The 21152-nt window shown below is 40.5% G+C and carries 21 protein-coding genes; 3 read left to right on the top strand and 18 right to left on the bottom strand.

The annotated features are described in order from the left end of the window. Nucleotides 1-147: 147 nt before the first annotated feature. Nucleotides 148-1539 (top strand): sulfatase-like hydrolase/transferase, encoded by a 1392-nt coding sequence (locus tag ACXAD4_RS28045; RefSeq protein ID WP_475245403.1) that lies wholly within the window; start codon nt 148-150, stop codon nt 1537-1539. Here ACXAD4_RS28045 and ACXAD4_RS28040 read toward each other — a convergent pair. From ACXAD4_RS28040 to ACXAD4_RS27960, 17 genes are all read right to left on the bottom strand, one after another. Further along, on the bottom strand, nt 1536-2372 hold the full coding sequence (locus ACXAD4_RS28040; protein WP_475245401.1) for a PI-PLC domain-containing protein: 837 nt from the start codon (nt 2370-2372) through the stop codon (nt 1536-1538). The two genes, ACXAD4_RS28045 and ACXAD4_RS28040, sit on opposite strands and share 4 nt — an antisense overlap. After that, nucleotides 2369-2758 (bottom strand): GtrA family protein, encoded by a 390-nt coding sequence (locus tag ACXAD4_RS28035; RefSeq protein WP_475245399.1) that lies wholly within the window; start codon nt 2756-2758, stop codon nt 2369-2371. The genes ACXAD4_RS28040 and ACXAD4_RS28035 overlap by 4 nt, the downstream gene beginning before the upstream one ends. A gap of 52 nt (nt 2759-2810) precedes the next feature. Then, on the bottom strand, nt 2811-3782 hold the full coding sequence (locus ACXAD4_RS28030) for a glycosyltransferase family 2 protein (RefSeq protein ID WP_475245685.1): 972 nt from the start codon (nt 3780-3782) through the stop codon (nt 2811-2813). Continuing rightward, nucleotides 3782-5581, bottom strand: a complete 1800-nt coding sequence (locus tag ACXAD4_RS28025; RefSeq protein ID WP_475245397.1) for a hypothetical protein — start codon at nt 5579-5581, stop codon at nt 3782-3784. Before ACXAD4_RS28025 ends, ACXAD4_RS28030 begins: the two co-directional genes overlap by 1 nt. Nucleotides 5582-5774: 193 nt before the next feature. After that, nucleotides 5775-6275: a DUF3833 domain-containing protein gene (locus ACXAD4_RS28020; protein WP_475245684.1), complete on the bottom strand. Its 501-nt coding sequence runs from the start codon at nt 6273-6275 to the stop codon at nt 5775-5777. A gap of 50 nt (nt 6276-6325) precedes the next feature. Then, nucleotides 6326-6844: a chalcone isomerase family protein gene (locus tag ACXAD4_RS28015; RefSeq protein ID WP_475245395.1), complete on the bottom strand. Its 519-nt coding sequence runs from the start codon at nt 6842-6844 to the stop codon at nt 6326-6328. Nucleotides 6845-6887: 43 nt separating this feature from the next. After that, a complete protein-coding gene (locus ACXAD4_RS28010; RefSeq protein WP_475245393.1) occupies nt 6888-7379 on the bottom strand; it encodes a DUF2878 family protein in 492 nt (163 codons plus the stop codon). A 56-nt stretch (nt 7380-7435) separates the two neighbouring features. Beyond that, a complete protein-coding gene (locus ACXAD4_RS28005) occupies nt 7436-8674 on the bottom strand; it encodes a class I SAM-dependent methyltransferase (protein WP_475245391.1) in 1239 nt (412 codons plus the stop codon). Nucleotides 8675-8681: 7 nt separating this feature from the next. After that, nucleotides 8682-9530 (bottom strand): DUF1365 domain-containing protein, encoded by an 849-nt coding sequence (locus ACXAD4_RS28000; RefSeq protein WP_475245389.1) that lies wholly within the window; start codon nt 9528-9530, stop codon nt 8682-8684. Beyond that, nucleotides 9527-10864 (bottom strand): NAD(P)/FAD-dependent oxidoreductase, encoded by a 1338-nt coding sequence (locus ACXAD4_RS27995; RefSeq protein ID WP_475245387.1) that lies wholly within the window; start codon nt 10862-10864, stop codon nt 9527-9529. Before ACXAD4_RS27995 ends, ACXAD4_RS28000 begins: the two co-directional genes overlap by 4 nt. Then, nucleotides 10861-11601 (bottom strand): SDR family NAD(P)-dependent oxidoreductase, encoded by a 741-nt coding sequence (locus ACXAD4_RS27990; RefSeq protein WP_475245385.1) that lies wholly within the window; start codon nt 11599-11601, stop codon nt 10861-10863. Before ACXAD4_RS27990 ends, ACXAD4_RS27995 begins: the two co-directional genes overlap by 4 nt. Nucleotides 11602-11603: 2 nt before the next feature. Further along, a complete protein-coding gene (locus ACXAD4_RS27985; protein ID WP_475245383.1) occupies nt 11604-12035 on the bottom strand; it encodes a nuclear transport factor 2 family protein in 432 nt (143 codons plus the stop codon). A gap of 49 nt (nt 12036-12084) precedes the next feature. Next, a complete protein-coding gene (phrB, locus tag ACXAD4_RS27980; protein ID WP_475245682.1) occupies nt 12085-13494 on the bottom strand; it encodes a deoxyribodipyrimidine photo-lyase in 1410 nt (469 codons plus the stop codon). A gap of 4 nt (nt 13495-13498) precedes the next feature. Continuing rightward, complete coding sequence (locus tag ACXAD4_RS27975; RefSeq protein ID WP_475245381.1) at nt 13499-14323, bottom strand: MerR family transcriptional regulator; 825 nt, start codon at nt 14321-14323, stop codon at nt 13499-13501. Beyond that, nucleotides 14313-15260 (bottom strand): YbgA family protein, encoded by a 948-nt coding sequence (locus ACXAD4_RS27970; protein WP_475245379.1) that lies wholly within the window; start codon nt 15258-15260, stop codon nt 14313-14315. The genes ACXAD4_RS27975 and ACXAD4_RS27970 overlap by 11 nt, the downstream gene beginning before the upstream one ends. A 143-nt stretch (nt 15261-15403) precedes the next feature. Then, on the bottom strand, nt 15404-15718 hold the full coding sequence (cutA, locus tag ACXAD4_RS27965) for a divalent-cation tolerance protein CutA (RefSeq protein ID WP_475245377.1): 315 nt from the start codon (nt 15716-15718) through the stop codon (nt 15404-15406). Between the two features lie 87 nt (nt 15719-15805). Continuing rightward, nucleotides 15806-17833 carry an alpha-amylase family glycosyl hydrolase gene (locus ACXAD4_RS27960; RefSeq protein ID WP_475245375.1) on the bottom strand — a complete coding sequence of 676 codons (2028 nt, stop codon included), beginning with the start codon at nt 17831-17833 and terminating at the stop codon, nt 15806-15808. A 439-nt stretch (nt 17834-18272) separates the two neighbouring features. On the opposite strand from ACXAD4_RS27960, the gene ACXAD4_RS27955 reads away from it, so the two are divergent. Then, on the top strand, nt 18273-18623 hold the full coding sequence (locus ACXAD4_RS27955; RefSeq protein WP_317520213.1) for a hypothetical protein: 351 nt from the start codon (nt 18273-18275) through the stop codon (nt 18621-18623). Nucleotides 18624-18685: 62 nt separating this feature from the next. Here ACXAD4_RS27955 and ACXAD4_RS27950 read toward each other — a convergent pair whose 3' ends face one another. After that, on the bottom strand, nt 18686-19591 hold the full coding sequence (locus ACXAD4_RS27950; RefSeq protein WP_475245373.1) for an AraC family transcriptional regulator: 906 nt from the start codon (nt 19589-19591) through the stop codon (nt 18686-18688). Nucleotides 19592-19692: 101 nt separating this feature from the next. On the opposite strand from ACXAD4_RS27950, the gene ACXAD4_RS27945 reads away from it, so the two are divergent. After that, nucleotides 19693-21078 (top strand): MATE family efflux transporter, encoded by a 1386-nt coding sequence (locus ACXAD4_RS27945; RefSeq protein ID WP_475245371.1) that lies wholly within the window; start codon nt 19693-19695, stop codon nt 21076-21078. Nucleotides 21079-21152 lie beyond the last annotated feature (74 nt).

The following is a 21152-nucleotide window of genomic DNA, read 5'->3' as shown; positions in this document are numbered from 1 at the left end:
TTCCTATACTCCCTTGCAAACATCTCTAATATAAAAACATTTTACACTCTACGATTGTTTTCTTTTTTCATCTTTATTTTATATCTGATAGACACATTGTTAATATTACTGCTTTCAACTCGGCTTTATTACAACGACATTTTAAACATGTTTAATGATGCATTTTTGCTGTTTGATACTTCAGATTTATATTTCGTATTAACTTTACTCTTTACGGTATTGCTATTTTCAGTTTTTATACAGAGAAAATCCATAGATAACAAAAATCATAAACTTTTGTCATACTGTTTTATAACTTTAGCAATTTCGGTATCTTTTAATTTTTTTCCAATCAAACAAAGTACTGCTCGAGAGATTTTTTTTCAAGATTACTTTTCCGTGAACATCAATACGACTATAGATAAAGAATATTCTGACAACTTTATATCTAACTTCACTTACTCCCCTAAAGAACAATGCAGTACAATACAAGAAAAAAAGCCTAATTCTATATACATCTTCTTAGTTGAATCTTGGTCAAACTACCATAGTGCATTCTTTGGAAATGAAAATAACTGGACACCAAATTTAGACCTTACAGCTAAAAAAAACATTTCAATGACAAATTTTCATGCTAATGGTTTCACTACTGAAGCTGGTTTGTATTCAATTTTAACTGGAAATTTCCCAGTTCTTTACAAGAAAAAAATGAAACTAGATGGCGCTGTAGGACTAACAAACTTTAGTAACACTAAGACCCTACCAAAAGAATTATCTAAATATGGCTATCACAGTTACTTTGTTACTTCAGGGAATCTGAACTTTTTAGATAAAGGAAAATGGTTAAGAGAAATTGGCTTTTCAACAATTATAGGATCTGATGATTTTCCGAAAGGTAGTCAAAGATATCTTTTTAACTCTGTTTCTGATGAAGACCTTTTCAATAAAGTTGCAACATTATCAACTGATAGTACTAAATCCGACTCTAAACTTATTGTTGTTGAGAACGTTTCAACACATGCTCCATTTTATTCACCTGATAAAAATGGTAATATCGTCCAATCTGAAGAATCAGCCTTCTTATATACAGATAAATTGTTAGCTGATTTAATATCCACTATAGCTACACCAAACAACTTAGTAATCGTTTTAAGTGATCATAGAGCAATGACACCAGTCACCAGTACAGAAAAACAATCTTCGGGACTATTGGCAGTTTCAAAGGTTCCAGCATTTATGATATGGGATGATATAAATATTCAAATCGATAAGGAATTCCAACAAACTGACTTGATGAACTCAATAGTTGGCCTTGTAAGTGATACGCAATGCTTTGGTGACGTTTTAGGCTCTGTATTCCCTATAGAGAAAGCAATTAGTCCAAAATGTATCTTACACTCCAGAGGTGATAATCGAAATATAATTACAGCAAAATGCAATCAGAATTTTGAAGCATTTAACATTTTGCTTGATGGAGATAATACGAGATCAATTAATAAAAATGTTGATTCAAAGTTGGCTTTAGACATCATAAATCATTCAAGAATAATTCAAAATTAAGGCGAAATGAAATCAGTATAAACTTCTGTCACATCATACTTTGATTGCAGCTCTATGAGTTCTTCTCTATTATTAACAGTATGAACAAAACTAGTAATGTCATACTGATTTAACTTTGAGCTTAATCCGCTTGTTGCTCTATGCTTTGGCATAGTTACACCAACCTTCCCATCAAAACGACTAAGCCAGTAAAGTACTGCTCTATTACTGCCATTAAACTTGTACAACGTCCAAATAATAGATTCAAAGCCAACTTCTTTTACCTCTGAAAACTCGTTTGGATTGTAAATTTGTGGTATTACTCTTTTGTTTGAGTCTGGAATAACACTATGAATTTTCTTCAAGGCATCTATATTACTTCCTTTTACATCAGTTATTAGTATTGCAGAGGGATTGTTCATCATCCAAATTGATAGACCATGTAACGTACAGTTCTTATACTTCCCTGAAAGTTCAACGGATTTAACAAACTGCTCTAAGGATAATCTGTCAGAAGGAAGGTATCCAAAATTTGAATAAAATGAATCATTCCAATCATGTAAGCAAACTATCTCATTATCAGATGTAAATACGAAATCAATCTCAAAATAAGTAAATCCTTTTTTTATATTATTATCAAGGGCTTGATATGAATTAGTATAAACATCGTTATTAACTCCACCTGCTGCATGAGCTACTCTTCCTGGTGTTAACTTTGAAACTTTAATATCTAAAGGTGGTATATACACTTTAATGATATCATATAGAAATAATGAAAAAGCACCCCAAATCATTATTCTCAAAACAAAATTAAAAATAAACTTACGCTCAACCACAAACTTACAACCTTTCATTTAAACACCCATTTACCTAGCATAAAATAATTTATCGCTGCGATAAGTAGTGCCGATAAAATTGTTGATAAATGTTTATTTACTTGGATATGCTCAACCAAAATCAAGATTATAAATGCATTAAAAAAAACACCAAAAATGGATAAAACAAAAAACCTAAAGAAATAGTGGCTTTTATATCCATCACACCCAAATGTGAATGTTTTTTGCACAAAAAATGAAAAAATAACACCTACTATATAACCAAATATTGATGCTTGTATTAATGGCATAAAGTTAGTATAGATGAACAAATTAACTAGAAAAAGATTGATTCCAGTTGAACTCCCTCCAACTAAAAGAAATCTAAATAAACCATTATCTAATCTATCCAGAATAACATTCATTAATATTAACCTCTATAATCATTACCTCATATAATAATAATTAATCATCAAATTATTTTAGATTATTTTCTTGAAAAAGAATTTCAAAGCCTTCCAATTTACTATCTTTAATATTCTCATACGACAAATAGTTAATCATTTTTGATTCAAGCCTTCCTCTACTCACATTATCTAGAATTAAACCTGTAAAAAAACACAGAACTGATATAATACCCAAGCCACTGGCTAATACAGCAGTGGGTAACCTCTCGACCAAACCAGTTTGAAAAAACTCAACCACGACAGGAATACCACTAAACAAAGACATTAATGCAAAACACATTGATAAAACAGAAAAAAATAGAAGTGGTTTTACATCCCTCAATAAAAAGAAAATGAAATTCATGATTTTAAAACCATCACTAAATGTTTTTAGCTTGCTTTTTGTTCCCTCAGGTCGACTTTTGTACATTGTGGCAACTTCTTTGATTGGAATTCTATGATGCAAAGCGTGTACTGTTAATTCAGTTTCAATTTCAAATCCATCACTGAGAACTGGAACTGTTTTAACAAACCGCTTGCTCATTACTCTATAGCCAGAAAATACATCGTTTAGTTTAGAGTTAAAAAACATACTTATCAGGCCTGTAAAAACCTTATTCCCTATGATATGCCCTCTTGGGTATGCATCTTTCGCAACAGAACGAGTACCAATCACCATATCTAAGTTTTCATTGACCAAACATTCAATCAATTTAATTACAGCATTTGCATCATAAGTATCATCCCCGTCGGCAAGCACATAGATATCTGCATCTATATCTGCAAACATCCTTTTAACAACTTCTCCTTTACCTTGACGGAGCTCTTTAAAAACTATAGCTCCCGCTTTTTCAGCTTCATCAACTGTTTTATCTATTGAGTTATTGTCATAAACAAAAACTCTTGCATAAGGTAATACCTTATAGAAATCTTTAATTGTTTTACCAACAGCTCCCTCTTCGTTATAACATGGGAGCAAAACAGCAATGTTCATTGCTTCAATCATAAAACCTCCTGATCCACCTTATACAATATCTCTCCACTTGAAGACTCTTCGACTAATGAAAGCCATTGTGGTAATCGTTTCTCATTTAATTGATGAATAAATGCATCGTTATCTGATTTAGATAAAAGAATACTTGTTCCGCCATCTTTTCCAATTAAGATATATTCAAATTTATATTTATCAATTTCTTGTTTCACATACACATCATTTGTTGATGAGAATATCTCAACCATGATAGTGTTACCACTAATGTTTCTATGATATGGCGCAGCAACTATTTTGTTATTAGTTAGTGCTAATATTGGTGCTCCATACTCTATTGGAGCTAATATTAAACTGCCATTTACGTTGTTTCTTGTTAAGAGATCTATTTTATTTAAATTGGATTGTTTTTTCTTTGATTCATTTTCTACAACATTATTTTCAGCCACGACATTATTGATGTAAGTTTGAATTGTTTTTGTAGCTAGTATAGGTGTTATAGGCATACAAACCAATAATATAAATATTCTTACCAACTGAAATTTGTTTTTATTTATTAACAAATCACACAATATCGCCTGTACAGGAATCGCAAACAAAAAAACCGCATAGATAACTCTAACTTGCCAGAAAAAAGGCAATATTAATAATAACACCATCATAAGATAAAGCACTAAATGATATTTTCTCTTGTAAAAACATACAATAGAAAGCATTCCTGGCAATATAAACATCAAAAAATTGTGTTTATCTAGAAGACCCCCAGCCCTTATTATCTCTAACATGGATCTTGCTTCAATGACATGGTTTAGCCAAAACTCTTTTAGAATTTCAGGATAGTCTAAAAACAAGCCTGAAATTAAAAATGGGATAGTTGTAAGCAAAGGAATGATAGAGACAATAGCTATTATTGAATATATTAAGAATCTATTGAACCTTCTTAACCTTTTGTTCACTAGACAGTAAATGGATAAACTACAGAAAATATAGCCTGAAACAAGCAAAACTACACATATGAAAGATATAGCATCAAATCTTGCAAGTAATGCTTCATCCATTGGGCGGTTAACTACAACAAACAAAGCTGTAAATAGACTGGCACTAATGCAGACCTGCTTACAGTATAGTAAATATTGTCTTGAGATTTTGTAGCCGAAAATTGTCATGAATAGCAATATAATTGCAATTATTGGTAAGTTCTCCATCCCAACCCACAGCGACAAACTAATTAGTAATCCGTGCAACCAACAAATATTAATACATTTAGCTTGAAATTTATTGAGGGGAAGTAATGCAATTATCCATGCCAAAAGAGCTAATTGGATATTATGATGATCAATTGAACCAGGGTTAAATTTTGTTATAAGTGGTGACAACAACACCATACATAATGCTAGTTTTGCAGCATCGATACCAGCTAAACGATAAGTAAAGAAACTTAAAGCAGTGCTAAGGAAGACTAAATATATGAACGGAACAAATATTATTGCTACTATTTCAGCAGTATGTTGTCCCAACCAAGGCTTCATAACTAATGTTATCGCTGCAAGCGGGATATCGGGGAGTCTTGACCAATGGATAATTTGACCTTGATCTGGGTTAAAATTCCCAATCGGCTTAAGGTACCAATTTCCATCCTGTAACCAGGATGTAAACTGGTAATACCTCATGTAATCATCATTATCGTTAAGTTTAAGATTATATAAATCTTCCCAGCCATTTGTAATCATAGCTAAAAAAATGATGCTATATAGAATCAGCGATAAGATGATTAGCTGTTTGATATAACTGAAATCTATCTGTGCTCTTTCCATACGTCCATGTTTGTTTCTTACTAATCCTTCCTTATATCAGTATGGTACACAAATGATTGGATTGTTAACGCTTGTGTAAGAGCTATTCAATAAATATACATATATCGCAAAATGGTAGATTCTCGAGCTTATATACCAAAAATAACAAACTAGCCGTAAAAATTAAGAACTATGCACCAAATTACTTTCTTATTCACTGTTTTTCAAAAAACAAGGTAACTGTTCCAACCGTAAAACCCCACTTGGTCATTTTGGCGGTATTAAACAGGCGCTTTTCATCTTGTAAATGCATCCAATCATTAAAGGAGATGTCATATGTAGTGTCATCAACAGGGATACGCAACACATACTGCCAATGAAGCGTGTTACCTAATGCAATACCTGTAGCTTCTCCAACTACATCATCAGCACGGCCGGTGTAGGTTCCATCTAGGTTTTGTGTAATAACCCAAACCCTTCGTTGTTTTTCTCCGTCATCAAAGACAAAATCTTCTTCAAGCGTCAAGACATCATCATTCACCGAACCTTTGATATCAACTGTAAAACGTCGGGTCTGTTTCCCACTTCTATCTTGCAACATTCCCCAAGCCTTTATGTCACCCTCAAAGTAACTAAACAAATTAAACACCGGCTTAGTATTCTGATAATCATTGATTGTTGCGCTACACCCGAACAAACCAAACAAGGACATCATCAACCACCCAAATAGCCAAAAACGTTTAATTGTTTTTTTCTCAAGCAACATTAGCGTTTACCTATCAGTTGGCTGCGAATTTCGGGGTATGCAGTGTTTGGAGACAACCAAATTTGCAAGAAGGAATGGGACATTTCAAAGTCTTGAAGGACGCCTATCTGACGGTTGTCTTGAAAGAATGCACCTTGGTTATCGTCTAAAACAAAAATTAGACGATCTCCTTTCCTAACATCAGGCCAGATTTCTTCAAGACGGTTTATCCATTGAGTACGTTTACTAGAGCTAATGCCGAGGTGTCTCCATTGGTCGTCAGTAGCTTCAATCAAATCTTCACTATCTATATTTCTGTGATAGCGAATCACCAGCGCAAGGTTGTCACCAGCAGCTTGATATTCTCCATCAGGAGACCGTAGCTCCGAGTCATATATAACCCAAGGTCCCCACGTTAAACGGGCATCACCCACAGCGGGCCAAACTTGCCAAGGCGTTGAGGCAATTGCATTGGTAGCGAACAAACCAAACATAGCCAACATTGTGTATCGGGTTAGAATTGATCGTAACAGTTTCATAAATCCCCCTCGAGGGCGACATAGCTGACTAACACGTCATGGGTTATGAGTAATGAGGCTCATTGCGTTTCATCATTAGTGCTATCGATAACGAGAACAGAAGCCATATGACAAATAGTACTGACAGGGTAATCCCCACCCCTAACGGCCATTGCACTGCTTCTAAACGATACCCGGCAAAATAGCTCATAGAGCCACCAATTCCGCCTAATATACCGATCAGCATTACAGGGTAACTAACAATGGTACTTCTCATAAACCACACAAAAGTACCGAAACCTAGCCACAGCATGACGAGCCATGCTGGGATTACGAAGCTGTCAAATGCAAAGATATCTACAGCACTCAGAGTGAAATCCATCACCACACCAACTAAGGCAATCGAAAGTGCAGCTTTGATACCTTTTGGAAACTTCCACCAGCAGGCAACAATAAGTAGCACAAGTACCCACACGTAAGCCTGTTGCCCTAACACCGCGATTAACCAATACATGTTAAACAATAAACCTGCTAGGAGTAGTTTCTTACCGGACATATTCATCACCATCGTCATACTGGATGTTAGATTGCCTGTTGGTTAGCTATGATGGTTCAACGTCTCCACCCACTTCTACTGGCAACTAACTGTACGGTACTAATACTTCGCTCTAAAAATCCACCTTCGCAATAACAAAGGTAATAGCGCCACATCCTTATGAATTGCTCATCGAATCCGCTTTGAAGATATTGGTCGATATTCTCATTGAAACCCTTATGCCAATCAGACAGCGTTTTTGCATAGTCCATTCCCATGTCTCTCAGATCCCTAATCACGAAATCTGTATGCTGGGTTAGATGCTGCGAAAGCACCGTTACAGAAGGCAAGAATCCACCAGGGAAAATGTACTTCTGTATAAAGTCCACCCCCTTGCTGTAACTGTCATACCGCTGGTCGGCAATGGTTATAGCTTGTATGGCCAATAAACCATCTTGTTTCAATAATGACTGGCACTTTTTGATGTAAGTTGTTAGATACTCTTTCCCAACAGCCTCAATCATCTCGACGGATACAATTTTGTCGTATTGCCCGGTTAAATCCCGGTAATCGTCGAGTAATAGGGTGACCCTATCTCCCAATCCTTCTTCTTCAATACGCTTTTTCGCCCACTGATGCTGTGCATCAGATATAGTAGTGGTTGTCACTCGGCACCCATAGTGCTTGGCAGCATGTACAGCAAGTGCCCCCCACCCAGTACCAATTTCCAACAAATGATCATGAGGCTTAAGATCCAGTTGCTTACAGAGGCGATCCATCTTATTGAATTGGGCCTGAGAAAGACTGGTATTGTCGCCATCATAGATCGCGGCCGAATAAAGCATATTCTCGTCTAAAAAGGTACGGTAGAAATCATTGCCAAGATCATAATGCGCAAGAATATTTTTCTTTGAAGACTGCTTGCTGTTTCGGCGAGTGTAATGAAGCCATTTGTTTTTTAAGGTCGATAACCAGCCCACTTTAGATTCAATGTTATCAAGAGTGGCCAAGTTCCGGGCGAGAACACGCACAACTTGAGTTAAATCAGGTGAATCCCACCAACCGTCCATGTATGCTTCGCCAGCAGCAATACTGCCGCCATCTAAAACACGTTTGTAGAACCCCTGGTGTTTGACGATAAGTTGGGCCTGCAGTTCAGCTGAACGTTCACCAAAGTAATAAGTTTCACCTTGATTTTCCGACACCATCAAACCGCAACCGCTTAGTTGCTCTAAAAACCGAAAAATGATTTTCCTCGCAACGCGATCTGTTCCTGAAAGGGCCAATGCCCCTTGGCTTACTTCGCTATTTAACATGATACCTCTACTCCTTATTGTTTGATGGTGGAGGAAAATGCTTGTTTTCATTTACCGTCGCTGGTGAATGAGTGCTATCTGGATGAGAGTAAAATGGCACTTTCTTTAGCCATAACCTCAACGCTTGCCAGTAGATACCGAATAAGACTTTGACCGTTTGAATTGGCGTTTGAGCAATATGCTGCCATAAAGTTGATGAGGTCATTGGGTGGCGCTTGAGAGCCATCGTCGCATCCAGCACTTTGATGTCTGTTTGCTGCTCATGAATATCGAGATGAAGAAAAACATTCGATGCTGGCTGTTTTAATTTCCAGTAATAGTGTTGCTCCATCGGATTGAAAGGCGACACATGGAATGATTTTTTCTCATACCATTGTTTATTGTTCCAATGCTCAACAGCAGGTAACGCATAGTAATGTTTTTCATTCCATGGTGTATTGCTAACTTCAGCCAACACCCATTGCCATTTACCCTGTTCATCAAATACGTAGTACATATTAAGTGGGCTAAAATACATACCTGCGTAACGCAATTGGCAAAGCATATAGACTTGGCCTTTCACTTTCTCGTCCGTCAAATGCTCTAATTTATCTAACACAGCAAACTTCAACCCTGCGCCTTGTTCAGCAATACCTGAATGAGTCAGCCCATTGAGTTGCTCACAACCACGCATGTAATCCGAAAGCTTGAACCTTGCAAAGTGGTACCAACGGTGGCCAAAACCGAAAACATGCTTTTCAAGCTGACCGAGTTCATCCAAATTGATTAAGGGCATAAACATCGGATACTGGAACTGGTGCGAAACAGGCGTAAATCGACGGTGCCTGACAACGCCTGAATACAAGCCGCTGTTCATGACACTCCCCTACTTCCTGCCTCTACGGCAGATAATTCGTGGGAGTCATTACTTCTTGGCGTAGATAGTCCCAGCTCTAACTTGTTTATCTGCTCGACGACATCTAATGCACTGCGAACGCCATCTTCATGAAATCCGTTGTACCAATAAGCACCGCAGTACCAAGTATTTTCTACGCCATTGACTTGTTCACGGCATTGCTGCGCTTGGATACTTTCAGTTGTGAAAACAGGATGTGCGTATACAAACTTACGTAAGATCCGCTCTGGTGCAATTTGATCGGTTTGATTCAGTGTGACACAAAATGTTTCCGGTGCTTCAATACCCTGCAGAATATTCATGTTATAAGTCAGGGTTGTTTGCTTATCTTCCCACTGGCCATCTTCATTATCCCCCAGATAATAATTCCAAGATGCCCATGCAGCCCTTCGTTTTGGCAATAAATACTTATCGGTATGCAATACGACATCATTTTTTTGATAGCCCAATGCACCAAGTATTTTCTCTTCAGCTTCAGTCGCATCCGTCAGCATGTTCAAAGCTTGATCGCTATGGCTGGCAAAAATAACGTGATCATATATTTCGCTTACACCATTTGATGTCACTGCGACTTTGCCATGTGTACGCTTCACAGCAGTGACTGGGCTGGATAAACGAATTCGTTCTTCAAAAGGAACAATCAAACGTTTGACATACTCACGGGAGCCACCAGGAATGACGTACCATTGTGGCCTGTTTGTCACTTCCAGTAACCCGTGATTACGGAAGAAACGAATGAAGAACTCCAAAGGAAACTGACGCATGTCTGATAATGTCGAAGACCATATCGCAGCGCCCATAGGCAAAATATAATTTTCGCAGAAGTAATTGTTGAAGCGGTGTGAGGTGAGAAAGTCACCGAGGGTTTGCGTTTTGCTTATCTCAGACGCTAAATCAACCTCCCTCGCTAGTCGATTAAATCGCAATATATCGTAGATGAAGCGATAAAAAAATGGGTTGAGCAAATTGCGCTTCTGAGCGAACATCGACAGTAAGTCATGCCCATTATATTCAAGGCCATTTAAGGTATTATGAACACTGAAACTCATCTCAGTGGGTTGACCGACAATACCAATTTCTGCGAGGAGTTTTTCGAAATTCGGATATGTACGATCATTGAAAACAATAAAGCCTGTATCGATCGCGTATTTACCGCTCTCTACTTCAACATCTACCGTCGCAGTATGCCCGCCAATATAATCATTTTCTTCATAAAGAGTGATGTCATGCTGCTCATTCAAATAATGCGCGCATGTTAGACCAGAGATCCCACTACCTATAATTGCTATTTTCATGCGGTTTTTCCTGTCATACGTTTCACGGTAGCCAATTGCAGCCTAATGGGTAGCAAGGCGATAAACTTTAAGAACAAACTAAACTTCAGCGGAAAGTGAATTTCCTTTTTCTTCGCTTCTATTCCTTCTCTTATTTTTTCTGATGCAAATTCTGGTGACATTAGCATAGGCATGGCGAAGTCATTTTTGTCAGTTAATGGGGTTTTAACAAATCCCGGACTAACTAAACTGACAGTGACACCCTTACTAGCCAAATCTATAGCTAGCGTATTTGCAATATAAGCTATCGCGGCCTTAGAAGAACCGTATGCTTCTGCCCTTGGCAATGGAATATAAGAAGCTGTTGAACCTATAATCACGAGGTGAGTATTTGCATTAAAAGATTGTTGCAATGCTTCTATACAGTTAAGCAGACCAAATACATTAACTTCGTAGACACGACGAAACAAAGGCACATCTATCTGACCATGGTCGATGTATTCGCAAGTACCCGCATTTAAAATGATTAGATTAGGTACTTCACTTAACTCTGACAATTTCTCATGAACGTCTTGATTGTTCGTGACGTCAAAATTTACTGTCGTAATGTTTTCATTTTCATCAGACAGCGCCTGTAAACGTTCTGGATTTTGCCCGCAACCAAATACCGACCAGCCAGTATTCGCGTAGTCAATGGCGAGTTGCTTCCCGATACCGGAGCTGGCTCCTGTTATCAATACCTGCTTATTTGTGCTCATGATTACAGTCTCGCTTTAATTTTGCGAACGACAGATCCTAACAAAGGAATTCCTTCATAAAGCATTTGCCCCATATCGAAATAATCCCGGTGGTGGATCACTTTGCCCTCTGCAAATACCAATCTCGAACAGCCATTAACCAAACGGCTTTTTCCTGACTGTAAACGTGGATGCTGGAAGGTCATTACCCACTGTACGTATGCGATATCGCCTTGGCATACCTGCTCAGTAATATTGAAGCTGCAGTAGTCCACCGCATCGAATAAACGCGCAAAATAATCTGAAAGCTCTCCCCAACCTTCCACACGATGAGCGGGGTCTTCAAATACAATATCGTCGTGATATATGTCTTTTAATTTAGACAAATCTTGCTTATCCAGATTTTGATAAGCTGCGACGAACTTGTCTGCTAACGCTATATTTTGCTCATCCATATGATCTCCTGAACGCTTAAGGCCGCTGCACCTGATAGCAAAGATGCAATCACATTTCCTTTGCCGTTTTGAAAGCACTGATTGCCTGTAGCCTTGCCTGCTTATGATCAACAATTGGCTTTGGATAATTGATGCCATCGCTACCTGGCCACAGATGTGGCTGATGGATATATTTGTCCGGCACGTCTTTTAACTCATACAACCAAGTACGGATAAATTCTCCTTTTGGATCAAAGCGTTCACCCTGTGTTGTCGGATTAAACACCCGAAAATACGGCTGTGCATCAGTCCCTGTTGAAGCAGCCCACTGCCAGCCGCCGTTGTTTGAGGCAAAGTCTCCATCAACGAGCTGAGACATAAACCATTGCTCCCCCGCCTGCCAGTGAATCAGCAGATCTTTGGTCAGAAAACTCGCTGTTATCATTCTTAATCGGTTGTGCATCCACCCTGTTTCTTTCAACTGGCGCATCGCGGCATCTACAATGGGAAAGCCTGTTTTACCCTGCTGCCATGCAGCCAGTAGTTCACTCGATGACTGCCAATGCACTTTCTTCGTCCATTGCTGGAAGGGTTGATCCCGGCAAAGATTAGGGTATGCAACAAGCAAGTGGCGATAAAACTCACGCCAAATAATCTCATTAAGCCAGCTAAATGCACCACTTTCCGGCTCGTCCAAACACATAGGACTGACTGCGACCAGCACCGCTATACATTGACGGGGAGAAAGCATGCCCAGTGCCAAATACGGAGATAAACAACTGGTGCCATCTATAGCTGGAATATCGCGTTGTTGATGGTAGTCCTCAACTTTTTCGTAGCAGAAAGTCACTAAACGCTGACGAATTGTTTCTTCATCAACAGGCCAAGCCATGCTATCAACAGGCGGATACGTCAAGGCGATTTCACCCAAGTCTTTTATTTTTAAAGGCTCCTTAACTGGCTTTGGAGTTGGTAGAGGAGCCGGGGACAATGAACGAAACAGTTTCAGCCACTCTTTTCTAAACGGCGTGAATACTTTGAACGCTTCACCTTTTTGCGTTTGTACTTCCCCAGGGGTAATGACGCAGCAATCGTCAAATATGCTGAATTTAACTTTTGCGTCAGCAAGCCGGTGCCCGACTTTGTCATCTCGCTGAAGCTCGTTCCACTCATATTGCTTATTACAAAAGACATGCGTTACTGCCATCTCTTTGGCAATATCAACCAGCAGCTCAGCGGTTTGATCAAAATCGGCAATTTCTTTAAATACAAGTGGAATACCAATATCGGCAAGTTGTTCTCTTAGAATCGATAGCCGGCGCCTAATTAAATCAACCTGTATCGGAGCAACATGATGTTCATGCCATTGCATTGGTGTTGAAACATATAGTGCGATGAGTTGATCGCAGTGTTTAACCGCTTCAAACAAAGCTGTATTGTCTACCACACGTAAGTCAGTACGGAACCAAACTAAACCTATCTGCTTATGCTGACTCATGCTGCCACTCCAATAACTCGGGATGGATAGTATTAATGCTGCCCATTGTTACCAACTCTGAATCGGTACCATCTAATAACAGTTCAACTTGGCTCAAAATGTCCAAAGGAAGCTTGTTATCACCATCGATAAATAGCTTTTTATCAGTCCAAGAGTTGAGCAATGGTGTCAATGGCGCCAATTTGCCTTTCAACTTTGGCAGCAAGGTGACACTGTAACCCAGCTCTGATAGTTCAACAGCCTTTAACCAAAACCGTGAACTTGGTTCTTCATCAAAACTAATCAGCAGGCACGGCCTTTTATTGCGCTTGCGCGAAGCTGATATCAGAGATAAGCACCTTTCTTGAAAAACACTTGTCCAAATGACCATCTGAATATCCAGCAAAGGATTGTCAGGTTGCTGTATTTCTTTAATCACTGTACTGATAATTTTATTTTCCAATACCTTTACCGGATATTCTTTCATCAGTTGAATAAGCTGCTTATCCAAAGAAATAGCATCAAGCTGAGCCAAAGATGCCAAAATATTTCCAATCGCTCGTTGGCTCTCATTCTGATTGTCTTCACCGATATTAGGGGCAAGCTTGCCTAACATAGGTTTTACTTTCCCGATTGCGACACCTTTATCAAGCCATTCAACAATTTCTTTGATCTTCGAGATGTCTTTATCCGTATATAAACGATGCCCTTTCTCGGTTCTCATCGGGTTGAGCAATCCATAGCGTCTTTGCCAGGCCCTAAGCGTTACTGAATTCACACCGGTAATTTCAGAAACTTCTTTAATTGCATAGTATTTGTTATCAGAGTCCATAACGTAATTTCAAATCTTCCGGATATGGGTCAAGGAAAGTTTGTAGCTGCAAATACGGATCAGGGTATTCACGCAAGTAATGCTTAATCAAAGCCAGCGGTGCAAGAATCGGTTGATTCCCTTCCTTATAGCTCATGATTAATTCAGACAGTTCTTGTTTCTGTTCTTTGGTTAGAGAACGCTTGAAGTAACCCTGAAGATGCATCAGCACATTAGTTTTGTTTTTTCTCGAAGCGCGCTCTTTTATTGCTTCCATAAATTTGAGGCGGTACTCCAAATAAAACTCGTCAATATCCCATTCACTGATGTGCGCAACCATACCGCCCAAGTCTTTATAAGCTGCCGGATTGTGTGCCATTAAAACTAGCTTGTAGCGGGAGTGGAATTTCACAATAGCATTGGCAGAGAGCTGATCCCTTACTGAATGATAAAAATCATTAAGGGCAAAAATGCGAAAAACGAAATTTTCACGCAATACCGGATCATTTAATCGACCGTCTTCTTCCACCGGTAACCATGGCATTTTTGCCATTAACTCTCTGGTGTAGATGCCAACAGAGCCGCCTGGAATAGTGTTATTGTTTGGTATGTGTAGTTTTACACGCTCCATACCGCAAGTAGGTGATTTTGCGCAAACAACATACCCACACAGATCATCGAACTGAGACACTTTCTTGTGAGCGAATTCCACCATTTTATCGGTGTAATCAATTTCCTGACGCTTGCTTTCCACTAAGCGAATTTCATTTGAAGGTAGCTGCAGGAGGCGGATAACAGGTCGAGGTACCTCCATGCCGATGCCCATTTCAGGACAGACTGGCTTGAAAGTCAGATATTTAGATAATTCATCGACAATAAATCGATTGAGTTTGTGTCCGCCATCGAACCTTACTCGCTCGCCCAAAACGCAAGCACTGATCCCAACTTGTATTTGCATGACTATCCCTACCTTGTACAAAACTAATCTCTTGTACAAGGAAGAGTAGTAGATTGGATCAATTATACAAATATTTTTTTTGTATAAGTGCAATTAGTTACATAATGACTGTTGTTCACATGCCGTTATTACCAATGCAAAAGCTATTTGCACTCACTCTCTATCCATTGCAGATAGTCACTGTATCCGGCTGTGATCGGAAGCTGAATGATTTCCGGTGTATCGTAATCATGGTTGGCAAGAATGTCAGCCTCCACCTGTTCATACAGGTCGGTGGTCGTTTTAATGATGGCCAACTTTTCTTGGTCATTATTCACCTTTCCCTCCCAGTGGTAATAGCTCTCAATAGCTTGAACTTGTATGCAGGCAGCTAGCCGCTTCTCAATTAACGAATGGATAATTGCCTTCCCGACTTTTTCATCAGCGAAGGTTGTCATCACCACGCATTTTTCACTCATCTTTACGCTTCCAGCTATTAATATTGTAATAAAAACAATAACAAAAAAGGGAGCCACCTGCTCCCTTTTGGTATTAAATTAATGAATTTATGGGCACTTAGAAACCATCAACTGTTCCGGCTCTCCGCTGTCAGAAAACTTGAGACTCCAAACATACTCACCGGCTTCAGGTAACGTCACCGCAGTATCTTTACCGTAACCACCTCGCTTAAGAGTCGCAACTTTACCTGGTGTTAGCTCAAGGCCATCAGCAGTAAATTGCGGTGACCAATCTTTACTGGCGTATTGCATTCGAAATGCACCGGCTTTCTCGTTTACAACCGCTTGGTAGGTATTATCACCCACGTAGCTGTAAGCTCGATTCGGCTTGTGCTTCCACCCCGCATCGACAAAGTCACCCACAACATAAAGAGTTTTACCAACAGGACCTGCGCCTTCAACCTCTGGGTTGTCACATTGAGCCATAAAACCCTCGCCCATTAGCGTTGCAGTCGTCGTGGCTGCAGCCTTAGTCAGCCCCTCTTCTGATGGCTCAACAATCTTCAAGAATTTGGCTTCAAAAGGTGACAAGCTGATTTGATATTCACCATCGATAGCCTGGTAAACTTTGCCACTAAGCAAATCTACCAACTGACCTTCAGAAGCTATATCCTTTGCTTTCAGCGAAATAGATTCTGGCTTGGTGGTTGTACTAACCATGTAAAGCAGTGCTTCTTCGTCCGTCTGCTTATGGTCAACATAGACGGTATCGTTGGCAACTATATTAGTTCGCTCTCCACGGCTTAAGGCTGGGTGAGACGCTCGCAATGACATCAACTGTGACACATAATGCTTCAAATCACGCTGATTGGTATTTAGAGAGGCCGTTATACCGTCAATATTGGCGCTGGTACGGGAAACATGGTCATCACACAACCCTTGGACAGCACAGTCTAACTCGACCTTCTTCGCATAGCCTTCAAGCTCATCACCAATTTCTTCGCCGTAATACAAAGTGATTGCCCCTGAATATGCCGCTTGGAAAGACAATGCCGCTTTGTGCCTTGCCCAGTATTCAGGCTGATCCGGGGAGGCAATATCGCCACGCTGCAGCAAATCACCAAAACGCACCAAATCGTGATTGCCTAGCATCAGGTTCGGCTTGGCGTGTGATGGGTAAAGACTATGAAGGTTCATCCCTTCATCAAGCCATTTCCCTCCCTTGTTGCCAATACTGTTTTCATTGACCGCAAAGGTTTCTACGACGCGGTAACGAACCGGGAAATCAAATGCAGAACAAAGTGCAGGCTCACCCTCTTTACCGTAACCTGTTTCTTTGATGTAGTTTTCGTTGTTCCAGATTTCAGCAACCATATAACCCAACGGGTTCACAGTTTCTCCCTCTGAGTTCACATAGGTCACTGATTTAGAGGCTTCGTCTACACTAGCGCGGATAGCCGCCCATGCCTCAGTTGGTACTTGATAAGCTTGGTCTAGGCGCCAGCCATCAATCTTAAGCTCTTCGATCCAGTAGGTTGCAACTTCCTGATAGAACTCGAGGCTTTCTGGGTAACTGACTGGGTTGTTCTCCCCAGCTGGCAATCGACCTTCAGGCGAAGGCACAACATTACCTTTATGATGACCAAATACGCCATCAAAGAAGACATATAGCCCCTTCTCATGCGCTTTTTCTACCAACTCTTTTGCTTGGTCCATGGTGCCGAAGCGAGGGTCAATGGCAAAATAGTTACTAGTGAAATAGCCTGTAGCATCTAATCGATCAGCCCAGTGATCCTGGCCCTCGACAGGGATTGAATCAAAAATAGGTGTCAGCCATATTGCATTCATTCCCAAGGACTCGATGTAATCCAATGAATCTATAATGCCTTGCAAATCACCTTTATGATGGCTGGTACCATAGCCGGTACCATGCCCAATGCTGTCGTCACCACTGACAAAGCTTTCAACCATGATCTGGTAGATACGCAAATCATCCGATTGCGTCATCATTGAGGTATCGCACATATAGGCATTTGAATTAATACCAGCGACTTCAGCAGCATTGTCTGCACTATTGCAGGCAGTGAGCGACGCTGCAATCGCCACAGCAAGGAAAGATCGTAGGTTCCTTTTCACATCGAGTCTCCAAGTTTGTAGTTATGATTTCCCTATTATTCATAACTTTGTAATCCCCATACCCTCCCCCTTGCTTTGTTTGATAGGCGTAGATGGGGGGCGTAGAAACTTGAAAGTCCTTTTTTACCAACTCCATCACTGTATAAGTAAATACACATGGGAAATGGGAGCTACAAAACGAGAGATAAAGCAATTTTTCGCCCACTGCTAACAAGTAATCCGCTCACATACTGTTAGGGAATCCATGTTTTTATGTATTTGAGTGTATGTATTGAAATGTTCGTGAATAAACGCTCAAAATTTGAAATTACCAGCTGTGCGACCAAAAGAGGACAAAATTTAGTCACCTATTGCCTGCAAAATCATAATTCTGTCTTTCCAATCAATTACACTGCTAGAATATGCGCAATCAACTTTGCTTAATAATAGGTATTAAACCATGCAACATGACCAATTCGAAACACTGGTTAAATCTCTTTGTGAATTGGACTCTGTTCCCCAAGTTCTTGAAGCACTTAAAGCCAATGAAGATACAGAGATCGCTGAAGCCGCAGCATCACTAACAGGCCAGTTTAAAGTGGCTGAGATTGAAGGTGAGCAGCGTATCTACCATGTGTCGTTAGAAGAAAATGATGAAGGTGAACAAGAAGAGTACGCCGAGTGGATCATGAATGTCGGTGAGGATGTGATCAAATTCGTTGCGTGGTTCTTTTTTGATATGTTCGACGTAAAAGCGAAAGATGTTTACCAAGCTGCGGGCCGCACATACCAGCAGCCTAAGCGTAAGTAATCTTTTTGGGCTTCACCGTTTATCTCTGTGAAAGTAAACGGTGAAGCCAGTAATCGTCAATATCACTCAGACAAAAACAACCGCTTACGGTATTCCCTCGGTGAGCAACCATGATATTGGCGAAAACGGTGGGTAAAATTAAATGGGTCTTGATAACCCAAACGCTGAGCCACCATACCGATCGTCCACTCTTGGTAGTAAAGTAAATCCACTGCTTTCTCCATGCGCAGTTGAATCAGCCGCTGCTGTGTCGAACAATTAAAAAGCTGCTTAGTGATTCGGTTTAGCTGCTCTGTACTGAGAAAACATTGCTTGGCTATTCCCTTCACCGTCCAGTTAAGATGAAGCTGAGACTCAATATCATTGAAAACACTTTGAACGCGTAACACAGAGTTGGAAGGAGCCAAGTTGGCACTCCCGAGCATTAAACGAGAAAGTTCGCTAGCAAACAGCTTCCTGTAACTAGCTCGTCCACCGATTTCGCTGTGTAACAAATTCATCACTGACCATACTTGCTCACAGATATGGGTATGTTCGACACGCTGTCCATTTGCCACCAGCGGTAACCATTTATCACCGGGTTTCAAAAGCACCCAGGCCATCTTCCAGCCCTTTTTTTTGTCAGCCAATTCAAAACGGAAAGGCTGCCCTGCTGGCAATATCGTCAGTGTATTGGGCATAAGGTGATATTGGCGATCTGAAAGGGTTAATAACCCAGCCCCCTCTTGAGTCAACAGAAGAGTATGATTGGTCGTCGCAACCCGCTCTATCTCATATCCCTCGGCCAATTCGGCCAAGCCAGCCATAAAAAAGCCATTATCGGTCAACTCAGGCAGATCTGACTGAGTAAGAAAGCGCTCCTTACAAGCCTGAGCCAGATAAACTTCTTCTTTCCAATCCGTTTTGGGTTGAGCCAATGCAAAACCCATGGTGACAGATTCACACAGGTTTTCTGTATTTTCTAACATGTCACTCCATTTTTGTGTTCGCTATAGTTGCCGTCCATTACCAAGCCGATCTATCTCTATAAACCGCTCTACCTCTAATGGGTATGATCCGGAGACTGACGATGACAACAATTAAAAACAATCCAACAGCACTACCACAAGACCTCTTTGCCCGTATCGCAAAGTTGGCCTTTCCCGTTGCCATTCAAAGTGCCCTCGTGGCGATCCTCGCTCTTGCCGATGTATTAATGGTGAGTGACTTTGGCCAGTCAGCCACCGCGGCTGTGGGTATTGCTTCGAAATGGCACTTTGTCGCCATTATGATCATGGCTGGCTTGGCCTCAGCTAATGGCATCCTAGTTTCCCAGTATTGGGGCAAAAAAGACAGTATTCATGCCAAAACGGTGACTATTCAAGCGATGAAGCTTGGGGCGACCATTATGGTACCAGTCACTATTGTTATTACTGTATTTGCCCCGCAAATTATGCGCCTACAGACCAGCGATCTGGAAGTCATCATGCAAGGCAGCCAGTACTTGTGGTACAGCTTCCCAGTATTGATCCTTACTCATGTGATCATTACGTTGGAATCAAGCCTACGTGCCAGCGATGATGCCCTGCTGCCACTTATATTTGGTGCCATTACCATTGCGTTGAATATTGCCCTGAATTTCCTACTGATCAAAGGTGGTTTAGGCATACCAGCCATGGGGGTAGCCGGTGCGGCGCTGGCAACAACCATTGCTCGATTTGCACAGGTTTTGATGATGTGTGGCGTACTCGCTTATCGTAAGCATTGGCTGATCGTTAGCCAAGCTATCCGTAACCACCAAACTTTGTGGATGACATACCGTAAGCTGGCTATTCCGCAATCTCTAAATGCGCTTCTATGGGCACTAGGTACCCTGACTTATCAAATTATTTTTGGTCATATGGGCACCACTGAACTTGCGGTATTTAGCATGATTGGGCCTTTTGAATCACTGCTCTATTCCGTTTTCATGGGTATTTCCGTGGCGTGTTCAGTATTGATAGGTCAGTCTTTAGGGCGTGATGAATTCGAAAAAGCACAAGCTATGACGGTATTCTTCCTTAAATTCGTGTTTATTGTCGGCTTGGGAATGGGCTTGTTCCTTTATATCAATCACCTGTTCGTGCTTTCTTGGCTCAACCTAAACCAAGAAGATTTAATGCCGCTGGCAAAACCCGCTATGTATGTGATCAGCATTGGTATCACATTACGCATGCTTAATATGATTATCATTAACGGCATTTTACGTACCGGTGGTGAAAACCTGTTCTGCTTGAGAATGGACTTTATCGCCATGTGGATGATTGGTATTCCATTTACCGCATATGGCGCATTTATCGGGGAGTGGTCATTTGGTTGGGTGTATCTGGCACTGCTAGCAGAAGAGATAGTAAAACTATCGCTCTGTTTCAACCGCTATTTGAAACGCCGTTGGCTAAATAACTTAACTGTTCAACCACAGCCTGCTAACGCGTAATAGAATCAACACATAAAAAAACTGGCTACGTTAATTTAGCAACGTAGCCAGTTAAGATGGAAACTAAGCCGATA

The organism is Photobacterium sp. AWH4_225 (assembly GCF_056158405.1).
The sequence above is the reverse complement of the archived record's forward strand: the minus strand, read 5'-3'. Positions and strand labels throughout refer to the sequence as shown.